Origin of the sequence: Ottowia beijingensis (genome assembly GCF_042680925.1) — a bacterium.
GTDB lineage: Bacteria > Pseudomonadota > Gammaproteobacteria > Burkholderiales > Burkholderiaceae_C > Ottowia > Ottowia beijingensis.
Map to the genome: position 1 here is coordinate 1 of NZ_JBHUEP010000009.1, position 13,433 is coordinate 13,433.

Genomic DNA, 13,433 nt, shown 5'->3' on the forward strand with positions numbered 1-13,433 from the left:
GGCGTGCCGGACCGGGTTGCCGGGGCGGGTGGCCGCGGCCGCTCGGCCGGGGTGCGCGCCCGTTCGGCGGCGTCGGGGCGCGGGCGGCGCGGCGCCGCAGCGGGCATGGCCCGCTCTTCGGGCGGCGGCAGCGTGGCGGGGCCGAGGTCGCTGGGCGCAGCGTCGTCGTCGCCCAGCTCGGCCAGCGCGCCGAAGCCGGTGGTGCCCGAGTGGCTGCGCAGGGCGCCCAGCTCGACGCTCTGGCGCTGCATCTCGGCCCAGAAGGTGGGCAGCTCCAGCGCCTCGCGGAATTCGGCGATGCTGCGGATGCGGTCTTCGGGGTGCACCGTCAGCGCGCGGTCGATGGCGCGCGCGAAGGCGGGCGACAGCGCCAGCCCGGGGGTGTCGGCCAGCCGGGGCAGCGGATCCTTCAGCAGCCGCGACACCGAGGCGGTGACGGGCTGGCCGGTGACCAGGAAGTGCAGCACCGCGCCCAGGCTGTAGACGTCGGTCCAGGGGCCTTGCTCCAGCACGCTGTCGTACTGCTCGATGGGGGCGAAGCCGGGCTTGACGATCACCGTCAGCGCCTGCGTGGCGTCGCCCATGGCCTGCCGCGCGGCGCCGAAGTCCAGCAGCATCGGCACGCCGGAGTCCAGCACCATGATGTTGTCGGGCGAGATGTCGCGGTGGTAGCAGTCGTTGGCGTGCAGCAGCTCCAGCGCGTCGAGGATGGGCGACAGCATGTGCTTGAGCCAGGGCTCGCTGGCCACCAGCCGGGGCTCGGCCTGGCGCAGCGCGCGCAGGGTGCGGCCCTGGCACAGCTGCATGGCCATGTAGGCGGTACCGTTCTGCTCCCAGAAGCGGTAGACGCGGATCAGCGCCGGGTGGTCGAACTGCGCCAGCAGGCGCGCCTCGTTCAAAAAGCTGTCCAGCCCGCGCGCCAGGGTGGCCTGCATCTGCGGCTCGCGCGCGATCACGCTGCCGTCGGGCGCGCGCGTGGCGAGTGCACCGGGCATGTATTCCTTGATGGCGACAGTGCGCCGCAGCGAGTGGTCGTGCGCACGGTAGACCGTGGCAAAACCGCCTTCGCCCAGCACGCCGCGCAGCTCGAACTCGGCCAGGCGCGTGCCGGCGGGCAGGCTGTTGGCGGTTGTCACCAACTGCTCGTCGGCGGCGGGGGCAGAAGGGGCGGAGGGGGGCAAGGTCATGAAGCGGGTGTCGTGTCAGGCAAGGCTGCGCTGCTCGTGTGGACTATGGCGGCGCTGTCGACGCGGGCTTGTAGGTCAAATCCTAATACTAATGTGCGCATTGAAACGCCGGGTATCGGCCGACCCTGAGGGGATCGGTGCGGGGCGATCACTCTTGGTTGACAACGCCCGGGGTGAAGCGGTATTCCAGCGCGGCACGTCTGCCGGGCGCACGCAGCGGTGCGCGGGTGGCGGGGCGGCGGTACCCGCGGCGGCATCACAATCAGCACCTGCATCAGGTTTTTGGGGGAGTATCTTGTTGTAGCGCTTGTCCATAGGGCGCTGGCGGCCATGTAGATTGGGAGTATGTGGCTGGGTCACCTGGAGCAGATACAAAAAGGCCCGCCGATGCGGCGGGCCTGGCAGCAGGGGCGTGCGGCGCGGCTTATTGCAGCGCCACCTCCACCCGGCGTGCCTGCGCACCGGCGCCGGCCTGGATATCGGCGGGCTTCTGCAGGTCGATCCTGTCTTCGGCCACGCCCAGGCTCTTGAGCAGGTCGCGCACGGCGAAGGCGCGTTGCTTGGCGATTTCCTCGTTCGCGGCGGCGCTGCCCGTGCTGTCGACGTAGCCGCTGATGACGGCCTTGTTGCCGGCGTTCACGCCATCGACGATGCGCTGCAGGGTCTGCGCGCCGTCGGGGTGTGGCTCGGTCTTGCCGGTGGCGAAGTAGAACACCACCTTCTCGCCTTCGACGGCGACCGCGCTGGCATCCTCGGCCACCACCGCGGCGGGCGCCGATGCGGGGCTGAACGCTGCCGACGCCGGTGCCGACGCAGGTGCGGCGGCGGGTGCGGGTGCCGGGGCGGCGGCCGGTGCCGGTGCCGCGGCGGGCGCCGGCGGCGTGGCCAGGGCCGTGCCGGCCGACGGCACGCCGTACACCGTGCCCGTGGGCGCGGCCGAGACGCCGGTCGCCGCGCTGCTGGCAGCGGTGGCCGCCGCCGGGGCGCTGGGCGCCAGATCGCGCGTGGTGGGGTGCATGCCCACCACCAGCGGCACGATCAGCAGCGCCACGATGTTGATGATCTTGATCAGCGGGTTGACGGCGGGGCCGGCGGTGTCCTTGTAGGGGTCGCCCACGGTGTCGCCGGTGACGGCGGCCTTGTGCGCCTCGCTGCCCTTGCCGCCGTGGTGGCCGTCCTCGATGTACTTCTTGGCGTTGTCCCAGGCGCCGCCGCCGGTACACATGCTGATGGCCACGAACAGGCCAGTGACGATGGTGCCCATCAGCAGGCCGCCCAGCGCCTTCGGCCCCAGTGCCAGGCCGACGAGGATCGGCACCACCACGGGCAGCAGGCTGGGGATCATCATCTCCTTGATGGCGGCGCCGGTGAGCATGTCGACCGCGCGGCCGTACTCGGGCTTGGCCGTGCCGGCCATGATGCCGGGGATCTCGCGGAACTGGCGGCGCACTTCCTCCACCACGCTGCCGGCGGCGCGGCCCACGGCTTCCATCGCCATGGCGCCGAACAGGTAGGGGATCAGGCCGCCGATGAACAGGCCCACGATCACCATCGGGTCGCTCAGGTCGAAGCTGATGGCCTGGCCGAAGCTTTCCAGCTTGTGCGTGTAGTCGGCGAACAGCACCAGCGCCGCCAGCCCGGCCGAGCCGATGGCGTAGCCCTTGGTGACGGCCTTGGTGGTGTTGCCCACGGCGTCCAGCGGGTCGGTGATGTCGCGCACGGCGGGCGGCATCTCGGCCATCTCGGCAATGCCGCCGGCGTTGTCGGTGATGGGGCCGTAGGCGTCCAGCGCGACGATGATGCCGGCCATGCTCAGCATCGACATGGCGGCCACCGCCACGCCGTACAGGCCGGCCAGCCAGTAGGCGGCGATGATGGCGATGCAGACGAAGATCACCGGCCAGGCAGTGGACTTCATGCTGACGCCGATGCCGGCGATGATGTTGGTGGCGTGGCCGGTGGTGCTGGCCTGCGCCACGTGCTGCACCGGCTTGTACTGCGTGCCGGTGTAGTACTCGGTGATCCACACCAGCGCCGCGGTCAGCAGCAGGCCGACCACGCAGGCGCCGAACAGGCGCATCACACTGCCGCTGGGGGCAATGGCGTTGTCGGGGATGATCCAGGCGGTAACGAAGTAGAACAGGATCAGGCTCAGGATGCCCGCGATCGCCAGGCCCTTGTAGAGCGCCGGCATCACGTTCTTCATGCCGGGCGAGGCCTTGACGAAGAAGGTGCCGATGATCGAGCCGATGATCGACACCGCGCCCAGCGCCAGCGGGTACATCACCGCCTGCCACGGGGCCGTGGCCACCATCAGCGCGCCCAGCACCATGGTGGCGATCAGCGTGACGGCGTAGGTCTCGAACAGGTCGGCGGCCATGCCGGCGCAGTCGCCCACGTTGTCGCCCACGTTGTCGGCGATCACGGCGGGGTTGCGCGGGTCGTCCTCCGGGATGCCGGCCTCGACCTTGCCCACCAGGTCGGCGCCCACGTCGGCGCCCTTGGTGAAGATGCCGCCGCCCAGACGCGCGAAGATCGAGATCAGCGACGAGCCGAAGGCAAAGCCGATCAGCGGGTTGAGCAGGGTGGACAGCTTGGCCGTGGGCGACAGCTGGCCGTTGCCGACCAGGAACCAGGTGAACGCCGCCACGCCCAGCAGCCCCAGGCCCACCACCAGCATGCCGGTGATGGCGCCGCCGCGGAAGGCCACGTCCAGCGCCGGGCCGATGCCCTTGGTGGCCGCCTGCGCGGTGCGCACGTTGGCGCGCACCGAGACGTTCATGCCGATGAAGCCGCAGGCCCCCGAGAGCACCGCGCCGACGACGAAACCGATGGCGGTGGTCACGTCCAGCACCATGGCGATCAGGATCGCCAGCACCACGCCGACGATGGCGATGGTCTTGTATTGCCGGGCCAGGTAGGCCGCCGCGCCGGTCTGGATGGCGGCCGCGATTTCCTGCATGCGGGCGTTGCCCGCGTCCTGCGAAAGAATCCATCCGCGGGCCCAGAAGCCGTACACGACGGCGATCAGACCGCAGACGAGCGCCAGTATCAGCGCCGAGTTGCCTGTCATTGATATCTCCTCACAAAAGCGGTTGCGCTTCGGAGGGGCCGTCTGCCAGCGGTGCAACGCAGCCCGGCCCTCCACTGCGTTGCTTCCTCGTTCCCTCTGATCAGAAAGGGACAGTCGATTGGCCAACAGCGCGAATTTAGCCGGAAAACGTGACGAATCCGCGGGTGCAAGGGGGGCGAAAGTAAAATCAGGGTTAATCCCAGCCAGTCTTACCCGCTGTCTTAATCCACATCAACCCACGAGAACCAACAATGTCCCTCGACCACGTTTCCCCTGGCGCCAAGGCGCCCGACGAGTTCAACGTCGTCATCGAGATCCCGATGAACGCCGACCCCATCAAGTACGAGGTCGACAAGGACACCGGCGCCATCTTCGTCGACCGCTTCATGAGCACGGCGATGCACTACCCCACCAACTACGGCTACGTGCCGCAGACGCTGTCGGGCGACGGCGACCCGGTGGACGTGCTGGTGGTCACGCCCGTGCCGCTGATCCCCGGCGTGGTGGTCACCTGCCGCCCCATCGGCATCCTGAAGATGCAGGACGAAGCGGGCGAAGACGGCAAGGTGCTGGCCGTGCCGATCAGGAAGGTGCTGTCGCTCTACAGCAGCTGGCAGAAGCCGGAAGACCTGAACCCCGCGCGCACCGCCTCCATCGCGCACTTCTTCGAGCACTATAAGGACCTGGAGCCGGGCAAGTGGGTCAAGGTGCTGGGCTGGGAAGGCCCCGACGCCGCCCGCAAGGAAATCACCGACGGCATCGCCGCCTACAAGAAGGCCAATCCCGAAGGCTGATGGGCGCCCGCCCTGCAGCGCAGGGCTTTGATGTGAAAATGGCTGCCAGCGCTTGCCTGACAAGCGCTGGCAGCTATTTTTTTTGTAGTATCCGGCGCGTTCGCTCGCGGCCTGCAAAGCAAGGGGCGTGGACCCGCACGGCACGCACCGGGCCGCCGCCCCTCACGGGCTTTGCAGCGACTCGCGCGGCGCCTGCTTGTCCACGTCGCTGGTCCGTGCGATGCGCACCAGCGCCTGCTCGAACTGCCGCGTGGCCGTGGGCCAGTTGAACTGTTCGGCGTGCCGCCGCACGCCGTCGCGCGGCTTGGCCAGCGCGGCCAGGCAGGCGGCGCGCAGGTCGTCGTCGATCACGCCACCGGCCGAATCGTGGCCCACCACGTCGATCGGCCCCGGCACCGGGTAGGCGGCCACCGGCGTGCCGCAGGCCATCGACTCCACCATCACCAGGCCGAAGGTGTCGGTCACGCTGGGGAACACCATCACGTCGGCGCTGCGGTACACGGTGGCCAGATCGTCGCCGCTCAGCACGCCGAACCAGCGCGCGTGGGGGTACTGCGCCTTCAGCCTGGCTTCTTCCGGCCCCGTGCCGGCCACCCACTTCTCGCCCGGCAGATCGAGTTCGAGAAACTTGTGCACCTGCTTCTCCACCGCCAGCCGGCCGACGTAGAGGAACACCGGAGAGCTGTCGCGCGGCAGCCTCGGCCCCTCGGGGCTGAAGGCTTCCAGATTGACCCCGCGCGACCACAGCCGCGCCTGGGTGAAGCCGCGCGCCCGCAGGTCATCGACGATGGCCGGCGTGGGCGCCAGCGTGGCGCGGCCGGCGTTGTGGAACTTGCGCAGCAGCGCGTAGCTCCAGCCCACCGGCACCCGCACGCGCGCATGCACGTACTCGGGAAAGCGGCTGTGGTACGCCGTGGTGAACGGCCAGCCACGCTTGACCGCCACCGCCCGCGCGGCCCAGCCCAGTGGCCCCTCGGTGGCGATGTGCAGGCAGTCGGGCGCCACGGCGTCGATGTGCCGCGCCACCGCGCGCCGCGTGACCACCGCGAGGGAAATCTCGGGGTAGGTGGGGCAGGGGAACGACCTGAAATCCAGCGGCGACAGGATGTGCGTGCTGTGCCCCATCTCCTGCAGGTGGCGCGTGGTCATCTTCAGCGTGCGCACCACGCCATTGACCTGCGGCTCCCACGCGTCGGTGACGATCATGATCTTCATGTTGGCTCCTTCAAGGCTTGCGATGACAAATGACGAATGACTGCCGGCGGGTGCCGGCATGACAAATGACGACGCGCTTCGTCATGGAGGCGAAGCCAAGTCATGCGTCGTTTGTCGGGTGCAGATAAGCCAGGCGGCTTCAACCTGTCGGCGTTTTCCTGGAGGGCGGCTTCTCGAGGCTCGACAGCGCGTGCTGCGCCAAAGAAAGCTCCCTCTCCCTCTGGGAGAGGGTTGGGGTGAGGGCCGGCAGCGTGTCAGGGACGGCGGAAATCTCAACGGCTTCAAGGTGCGCTCCACATCAACCCGCGCGCGGCCCGCTGGCGCAGGCGCCACATCACCAGCGCCACCCCGGCGGCCACCGCCGTGCCCAGCAGCCCCACCAGCCACGGCAGCGGCCAGCCCGCGGCCTGCAGCCCCGCATACGTGCCCAGCATCGCCAGCACGGCCGCGTTTTCATTGAAGTTCTGCACCGCGATGGATTCGCCGCTGCCCAGCAGCCGCTGGCCGCGGTGCTGCAGCAGCGCGTTCATCGGCACCACGAACAAGCCCGCCAGCGCACCCACCGCCGCCAGCAACGGCGCCGCCAGCGCCACGCTGTGCACCAGCGTCAGCAGCGGCACGGCCAGGCCCATCGCCACGCCCAGCGGCAGCACGCGCAGCGCCTGCCCCAGTGCCACCCAGCGCCCGGCGGCCAGCGCGCCCAGCGCAATGCCCACCGCCACCACGCCCTGCAGGTACGCCGCCTGCGACAGCGACAAGCCCAGCCGCTGCTGTGCCCAGGCCAGCACCACGAACTGCAGCGTGGCCCCCGCACCCCAGAACAGCGTCGTCACGCCCAGCGAGGCGCCACCCAGCGCATCACGCCACAGCGTGCGCTGGGCGTGCGCAAAGCGCTGCAAAAATTGCAGCGCGCCGGGTGGCAGCGCGTGCCGCTCGGCCACGCTGGCCGCGGGCCGCGGAATCGCCAGGTTCAGCGCCCCGGCCAGCCCGTACAGCACCAGCACCACGCCCAGCGCCACCACCAGCGCGCCGCCCACCGCCAGGCCCGCGCCGGCCGGCGCGGTGCCCAGCGCCTGCACCAGCGTCGGCCCCACCAGCACGCCGCCCAGCGCCGTGCCCAGGATGATGGCGGCCACCGTCGTCACCTCCAGCCAGCCATTGGCGTTCACCAGTTGCTGCGGTGGCGCCAGCTCCACCACCAGGCCGTACTTGGCGGGCGAATACACCGCCGCGCCCACGCCCGCCAGCCCGTAGGCCAGCAGCGGGTCGGCGCCCGCCAGCATCAGCGCGCAGCCGGCGCCCTTCAGCGCGTTGGCGGCCAGCATCACCCGCGCCTTCGGCCAGCGGTCGGCCAGCGCGCCCACCAGCGGCGCCAGCACCACATAGGCCAGCGTGAACACGCCCTTGAGCAGCGGCGCCATCCACGGCTGGTCGCCCAGCTCCGCCAGCCGCGCGATGGCGACGATGAGCAATGCGTTGTCGGCCAGCCCCGACACGAACTGTGCCGCGATCAGGTAACCGATGCCGCGCGTCATCGCCCGGCGCTGCCAGCGCGTGGGTGCATGTGACGATTGGAATGCGGGAGTGTGAAAGGGGGATGACGGGCAGTCGCCCAGCGGCCTATGGGCGAGCCTGAGCAGCGAAACGCCGCTACCTGAAACGCTCGACCGTGCGCCGTGTGATGGACTTCACCTTCATGGCCAGCCTGTCAGCCAAACCTTGCCCGCTGGCAGGGAGGAAGGGCATGACTTCTTCAAGGCCAAGGTTCAGTGCCTCCGGCACCCGCGCAGCCAACTCGCCTGCCATCCCGCGGACATAGCGAGCCCCCATGCCCAATTGCGCCGCCAGGGCCTCCAGATGCTCGCCGCCGAACTGCCCAGGGCGCGTTTCGCCGCCAAGGCTGAACGCGAATTCGTCTGACAGTCCGGGATAGATGCGCGTGCACATCAGGTCATAGAAGGGCGTCAGGCGCACGCCTTCGCCGGGGCGGTGGTAGATGGAGAGGTTCTTGGCGTGGCTGTCGTTGTTGCCGACGTACAGGTTGAACAGCACCCACTGCGCCAGCGCCTGCAAGTCCAGCGCGGGGCGGGCGCTGTAGCGGCGCACCAGGGCGGCGCAGGCCGCCAGGCTGGGGCCGCCTTCCTTCTCGTACTTGCGCTCCGAGCCCAGGCCGGAGAGCTGGCAGAAGTCGTACTGCACCAGGCGGCGCAGGCTGCCGTCGGGTTGGCGCACGCGGTCGAAGCGTTCGACGATGCAGGCGCGGGTGGTGGGTTCGTAGAACACGGGGGCCACGTTCAGCCCGCAGTGGTGCGCGGCACGCATGACGATGGCTTCGTTGGCGGCGGAGTCGCGCACCTTGGGCAGGCGGCGGATGTCGGGCTTGAGGATGTGGGTGGAGGGCGCGGCGCCTTGGGGCAGCCACGGCTCGGGGCCGTCGAGCAGGGCGATGGACGCCTTGTCCTGCGCGCCCGCCAGCGAGATGCGCGTGCGGCCACCCTGAGACTGGATGGCGGCGGCCGACTGCTGGCGAATGGTGTCGGCCAGTGTCTTCCAGGTGGTGCGCTGGTAGCGCGGTGGTTCGGGCCGATGGCCCTGCGGCAGCAGCACGAAGGCGCCGGCCGTGTCGCCCGCCACCTCCAGCAGCAGCGAGAACAGCGTGGACGCCTTGCGCTGCTGCGCCATGTAGGCGCGCAGGTCGCCTTCGGGCAGCAGGTTCTCGAAGAAGGCGTGGACTTCGGGCGAATCGATGCGGCCGGGTGCCAGGCCGATGGCACACAGCGCGAAGGCGTCGGCGCGCTGCAGCCAGGTGGGCGCGTATTCAAAACCGAGCGGCGTGGTGTCATGCACCGTGCCCATGGGCTCGGTGCCGTAGAACACGTCGAGCGCGGCGGCGCGCGGCATCACAGCGGCCCGGCGGATTTGGGGCGCAGCACCACTTCAAGCCCCAGCAGGTCGAGCACGTCGAGCACCTTCTGCAACTGCACGGTGGGCTTGCCCTTCTCGATGTCGACGATCAGGCGGTTGCCGGTGTTGCCGATGCCCGCCAGGTCGATCTGGCGCAGGCCGAGGGCGATGCGCTGGGCCTGCGCGATGCGGCCCAGGTCGGCGGCCGTGCGGACGACGGTGGGCAGGAGGGTGGCAGGGGCGGGCAGGTGGGGGGTGGACACGGTCAGAATAACGAAATTACCGGTCAGTAATTTATTCTGAGTCATGCCGAGTGTCAAGGAATAAATTACCGGTCGGTAATTTATTCCGATTTCAACAGATTTGCACGCATTAAAATTACCGGTCGGTAATCAGGCGCCGTGCGCGCGGAGTTTGTCAAAGTGCAGGCGTGTGCGAGGCGTCGACAGACTCAGCCCGAACGGCCTGGCCGGATTTCGTGGCGTGCCATCGCAGTGGCCCACTCACGCCGGCTTCTTCTCGCGCGGAACGCGCCCCATCAGATAGAACTCGGGGTTCGGCTGCATGCCGCTGAAGCTGGCGATGCGGTTGGACAGCCCGAAGAAGGCCGTGATGGCGGCGATGTCCCAGATGTCCTCGTCGTCGAAGCCGTGCGCGTGCAGGGGGGCGAAGTCGTCCTCGCTGATCTCGTGCGAGCGCTCGCACACCTTCATGGCGAAGTCGAGCATGGCGCGCTGGCGCGGGGTGATGTCGGTGGCCTTGCGGTAGTTCACGGCCACCTGGTCGGCCACCATCGGCTTTTTCTCGTAGATGCGCAGCAGCGCGCCGTGCGCCACCACGCAGTACAGGCACTGGTTGGCGGCGCTGGTGGTGGTGACGATCATCTCGCGGTCGCCCTTGCTCAGGTTGCTGGTGCGGCCCACGCTTTCGGGCTCCATCAGCGCGTCGTGGTAGGCGAAGAAGGCGCGCCATTCGGCCGGGCGGCGCGCCAGGCCCAGGAACACGTTGGGCACGAAGCCGACCTTGGATTGCACTTCGAGCACCTTGGCCTTGATGTCATCGGGCAGGGCGTTGATGTCGGCGAGGGGGTAGCGGCTCATGGCATGTCTCCTTTTATATGCGTGGCAACGGATTCATTATGCTGCGCCTGTTATTCACCCACGACCACGAAAGCGACAGCCATGAACCTGCCCGACGATCCCGACTTCCAGAACGGCCTGAAGACGCGCCGCCAGGTGATGGGCGACGACTTCGTCGACCGTGCCTTCGCCGGCATGACGCCGTTCACCGAGCCGATGCAGCACGCCATCACGCGCAACGCCTGGGGCGATGTGTGGCAGCGGCCGGGGCTGGACTTGAAGACGCGCAGCCTGGTCACCGTGGCCATGCTCACCGCACTGGGTCGACAGCACGAGCTGAAGGGGCACGTGCGCGGCGCGCTGAACAACGGCGCGAGCGTCGAGGAGATTCAGGAAGTGCTGCTGCACGCCAGCATCTACTGCGGTGTGCCGTGCGCGGTGGAGGCGTTCCGCAGCGCGGCCGAGGTGGTGGATGGGCCGGTCAAGGCCTGAGCCGCGTCGTCGCCCTTTACTACAAAAAAAGAAGCTGCTTGCGCTTGTTATATAACGATTTAATGTGATTTTTGTATCTGAAATCGTTTGGTGACGTGCGCCAGGCGCTATCAAAATGTTATTGATTGGCCACACATCCTGGAGGGCGCTGCAGGAGCGGGCGTGCCCGCGATGAGACGACTGGGTGCCACGAACCCTGGATCGCGGGCACGCCCGCTTCTACAAAGCGGATGCGGGTCCGAGTACTTCCTGTTCAGCCAACGCTGACCGCGCAACGCCATCGCGCGCCAGCCGGATGCCAGAGAACTGCCAGCGCGCGCCGGGCGGAAAGAAATTGCGGTAGCTCGGCCGCGCGTGGCTGCGCGGCGTGGCGCACGAGGCGCCCTTCAGCACCATCTGCCCCGACATGAACTTGCCGTTGTATTCGCCCACGGTGCCTGCGGGCACGCGGTAGCCGGGGTAGGGCAGGTAGGCGCTGGCCGTCCATTGCCAGCAGTCGCCCAGCAGCTGCCGCAGGCCCGCCCCATGCGCGGCGGGCGTGGGGTGAAAGGCCTCGTCTTCCAGCAACGCGCCATGCCATGTGCCGTCGGCCGAGGTTGCCGCGGCGTGTTCCCATTCGGCTTCGGTGGGCAGGCGGGCGCCGGCCCAGCGGGCGAAGGCATCGGCCTCGTAATGGCTGACGTGGCACACCGGCACGTCGGCGCGCGGCGCGCGCCAGCCACCCAGGGTGAAGACTTGCCAGGCGCCGTCTTCATCGGCGCGCCAGTACAGGGGGGCCTGCCAGCCCTCGGCCTCGCGCGTGGCCCAGCCGTCGGACAGCCACAGCGTGGCCTGCGCGTAGCCGCCATCGTGCATGAACGCCAGGTACTCGGCTTCGGTGACCAGCCGGTCGGTGATCTCGAACGGCTCCAGCCACACGCGGTGGCGCGGAAATTCGTTGTCGAAGCCGAAGGCCCCGCCTGCGTGGCCGATGTCGCACAGGCCGCCGTCGACGGCGGTGAATTGGAGCGCGGCCGGCTCTGCGCCGTCGTGCGCCGGCACCGGCCGGTACGCCGGCGTCAGCGGCTGCGAGAACAGGTGGTGCTTCAGGTCGGTGAGGATCAGCTCCTGGTGCTGCTGTTCGTGCTCGATACCCAGGCGCGCCAGCGCCGTGGCGTGGGGGTCGGCGCGCGGCAGCAGGTCGGCGACGGCGCGCGTCACGTGCCGGCGGTAGGCCAGCACCTCGTCCAGCGGCGGGCGCGACAGGTCGCCGCGCCGTGCGCGCGGGTGGCGCGTGCCGGCGCCGACGTAGTAGGAGTTGAACAGCGCCGCATAGCGCTCGTCGAACGGCGCCACGCCCGCCGGGCCCAGGATGAACTGCTCGAAGAACCAGCTGGTGTGTGCCAGGTGCCATTTGACGGGGCTGGCGTCGGGCATCGACTGCACCATGCAGTCGTCGGGCGTCAGGCCCTGCACCAGCCGCTCGGTGGTGGCGCGCACGGCGTGGAACGCGTCCACGGTGCAGCCGCGCGCGTCCTGCGTTTCAGCGTTCAGACTCTGCATGGCCGATCCTCGCGAGGTACACGCCATAGGCTTCGCCGTCGATGCCGAAGCGCTGCAGCTGATCGAAGCCTGCGCCCCGCAACAGCTGCTCGGCGCGCGCCGGCGCGTGCTTGTAGGAATGCTCGGTGACGATGTGCTCGCTCGCCTGCAGCCGCAACACCTGGCCCGTGCCCAGCGCAATGGCTTGCGCATGCTGGCTGACCAGATGCATCTCGATGCGGCTGGCCTCGGCGTTGAACACGGCGCGGTGGCGAAAGGCGGTGGCATCGAAGCTGGCGCCCAGCGTGCGGTTGACCACGTTCAGCACGTTCAGGTTGAAGGCGGCGGTGACGCCGGCCGCATCGTCGTAGGCGTGCACCATGCGGGCGTGCTCCACCGGGCCATCCACCGCCAGCACCAGCGCGTCGCCGGGCCGCATGTGGGCGCGCATCTGCGCCAGCAGTGCGGTGGCGGCCGCGGGCTCGAAGTTGCCGATGGACGAGCCGGGATACCAGAAGATGCGCGGGCGCTCGGCCTCGCGAGGCAGCGGCAGTTGCAGGCCCCAGGTCAGGTCGGTCACCACGCCGTCGAACTGCACGCCGGGATAGCGCTGGCGGCCCCGCCGCAGCACCTCGCGCAGCCAGTCCTCGGCGATGTCCAGGCCGATGTAGCGCCGCACGATGCCGGCATCCAGCCAGCGGCGGGCCTTGGCGCCGTCACCGCTGCCGATGTCGATCAGCTCGGCGCCGCGCGGCAGCAGCTGCAGCATGGCGCCCTGGTGCCGGTCGAGAATGGCGCGTTCGACGCGCGGCAGGTGGTATTCGGGCAGCGTGGTGATGGCCTCGTACAGCGCGCAGCCGTGCGCGTCGTAGAGGAACTTGGGCGCGATGGACGGCGGCGTGGCCAGCAGGCCCCAGCGCAACTCCTGGCAGGCATCGCGCCATTGCAGTGTGGATGGCGGCGCGCCGTGGGCCACGCGGGGTGCATGCTGAAGGGTGTCGAGCATGGTCTGGTCTTCCTCGGATGCCTCTGCTTGGATTGCCCCGGTGACGCCGTGCAGTGACTTGCAAGGCCCACGCGAACCCGCTGGCAGCGGCGTTGGGACATGAACGGGTGCACCCTAGCACCTGTGCCGCCGCCTGCATGTAGGGCAGAACCGAAACCCTGG

At 69.2% G+C, this 13,433-nt stretch carries 11 protein-coding genes; 2 read left to right on the forward strand and 9 right to left on the reverse strand.

From position 1 onward, the window contains the following. Both ACFSCU_RS13985 and ACFSCU_RS13990 read right to left on the reverse strand, forming a co-directional pair. Positions 1-1,187 (reverse strand): serine/threonine-protein kinase (locus tag ACFSCU_RS13985; protein WP_377560983.1); only part of this gene is annotated, 1,187 nt, incomplete at its 3' end. A 424-nt stretch (positions 1,188-1,611) separates the two neighbouring features. Next, a complete protein-coding gene (locus ACFSCU_RS13990; protein WP_377560984.1) occupies positions 1,612-4,260 on the reverse strand; it encodes a sodium-translocating pyrophosphatase in 2,649 nt (882 codons plus the stop codon). Between the two features lie 251 nt (positions 4,261-4,511). On the opposite strand from ACFSCU_RS13990, the gene ppa reads away from it, so the two are divergent. Beyond that, positions 4,512-5,054 (forward strand): inorganic diphosphatase, encoded by a 543-nt coding sequence (ppa, locus tag ACFSCU_RS13995; RefSeq protein WP_180549569.1) that lies wholly within the window; start codon positions 4,512-4,514, stop codon positions 5,052-5,054. 162 nt (positions 5,055-5,216) lie between these two features. On the opposite strand, the gene ACFSCU_RS14000 is transcribed toward ppa, so the two are convergent. The 5 genes from ACFSCU_RS14000 to ACFSCU_RS14020 all read right to left on the reverse strand — a co-directional run bounded on the left by ACFSCU_RS14000 (position 5,217) and on the right by ACFSCU_RS14020 (position 10,273). Next, on the reverse strand, positions 5,217-6,269 hold the full coding sequence (locus ACFSCU_RS14000) for a glycosyltransferase family 4 protein (RefSeq protein ID WP_377560985.1): 1,053 nt from the start codon (positions 6,267-6,269) through the stop codon (positions 5,217-5,219). A 281-nt stretch (positions 6,270-6,550) separates the two neighbouring features. Next, a complete protein-coding gene (gene lplT / locus ACFSCU_RS14005; protein WP_180549568.1) occupies positions 6,551-7,804 on the reverse strand; it encodes a lysophospholipid transporter LplT in 1,254 nt (417 codons plus the stop codon). A 115-nt stretch (positions 7,805-7,919) separates the two neighbouring features. After that, complete coding sequence (locus ACFSCU_RS14010; protein ID WP_180549567.1) at positions 7,920-9,170, reverse strand: type II toxin-antitoxin system HipA family toxin; 1,251 nt, start codon at positions 9,168-9,170, stop codon at positions 7,920-7,922. Next, on the reverse strand, positions 9,170-9,436 hold the full coding sequence (locus ACFSCU_RS14015; protein WP_333705397.1) for a helix-turn-helix domain-containing protein: 267 nt from the start codon (positions 9,434-9,436) through the stop codon (positions 9,170-9,172). Before ACFSCU_RS14015 ends, ACFSCU_RS14010 begins: the two co-directional genes overlap by 1 nt. A gap of 240 nt (positions 9,437-9,676) precedes the next feature. Further along, a complete protein-coding gene (locus ACFSCU_RS14020; protein WP_377560986.1) occupies positions 9,677-10,273 on the reverse strand; it encodes a peroxidase-related enzyme in 597 nt (198 codons plus the stop codon). Between the two features lie 81 nt (positions 10,274-10,354). On the opposite strand from ACFSCU_RS14020, the gene pcaC reads away from it, so the two are divergent. Then, entirely contained in the window at positions 10,355-10,744 is a 390-nt protein-coding gene (gene pcaC / locus ACFSCU_RS14025; RefSeq protein ID WP_180549566.1) for a 4-carboxymuconolactone decarboxylase, read from the forward strand. 219 nt (positions 10,745-10,963) lie between these two features. On the opposite strand, the gene egtB is transcribed toward pcaC, so the two are convergent. Beyond that, positions 10,964-12,286 carry an ergothioneine biosynthesis protein EgtB gene (gene egtB, locus ACFSCU_RS14030; protein ID WP_377560987.1) on the reverse strand — a complete coding sequence of 441 codons (1,323 nt, stop codon included), beginning with the start codon at positions 12,284-12,286 and terminating at the stop codon, positions 10,964-10,966. Next, the gene (egtD, locus tag ACFSCU_RS14035) at positions 12,267-13,271 is read right to left on the reverse strand and encodes an L-histidine N(alpha)-methyltransferase (protein ID WP_180549565.1); all 1,005 of its coding nucleotides are present in this window, start codon (positions 13,269-13,271) and stop codon (positions 12,267-12,269) included. The genes egtB and egtD overlap by 20 nt, the downstream gene beginning before the upstream one ends. Positions 13,272-13,433: the final 162 nt, after the last annotated feature.

Excerpts from the sequence above, each read along its gene's own strand:
- ACFSCU_RS13990 (WP_377560984.1), bottom strand. The coding sequence starts at position 4,260 with ATGACAGGCAACTCGGCGCTGATACTGGCGCTCGTCTGCGGTCTGATC.
- ppa (WP_180549569.1), top strand. The coding sequence starts at position 4,512 with ATGTCCCTCGACCACGTTTCCCCTGGCGCCAAGGCGCCCGACGAGTTC.
- ACFSCU_RS14000 (WP_377560985.1), bottom strand. The coding sequence starts at position 6,269 with ATGAAGATCATGATCGTCACCGACGCGTGGGAGCCGCAGGTCAATGGC.
- lplT (WP_180549568.1), bottom strand. The coding sequence starts at position 7,804 with ATGACGCGCGGCATCGGTTACCTGATCGCGGCACAGTTCGTGTCGGGG.
- ACFSCU_RS14010 (WP_180549567.1), bottom strand. The coding sequence starts at position 9,170 with ATGCCGCGCGCCGCCGCGCTCGACGTGTTCTACGGCACCGAGCCCATG.
- ACFSCU_RS14020 (WP_377560986.1), bottom strand. The coding sequence starts at position 10,273 with ATGAGCCGCTACCCCCTCGCCGACATCAACGCCCTGCCCGATGACATC.
- pcaC (WP_180549566.1), top strand. The coding sequence starts at position 10,355 with ATGAACCTGCCCGACGATCCCGACTTCCAGAACGGCCTGAAGACGCGC.
- egtB (WP_377560987.1), bottom strand. The coding sequence starts at position 12,286 with ATGCAGAGTCTGAACGCTGAAACGCAGGACGCGCGCGGCTGCACCGTG.
- egtD (WP_180549565.1), bottom strand. The coding sequence starts at position 13,271 with ATGCTCGACACCCTTCAGCATGCACCCCGCGTGGCCCACGGCGCGCCG.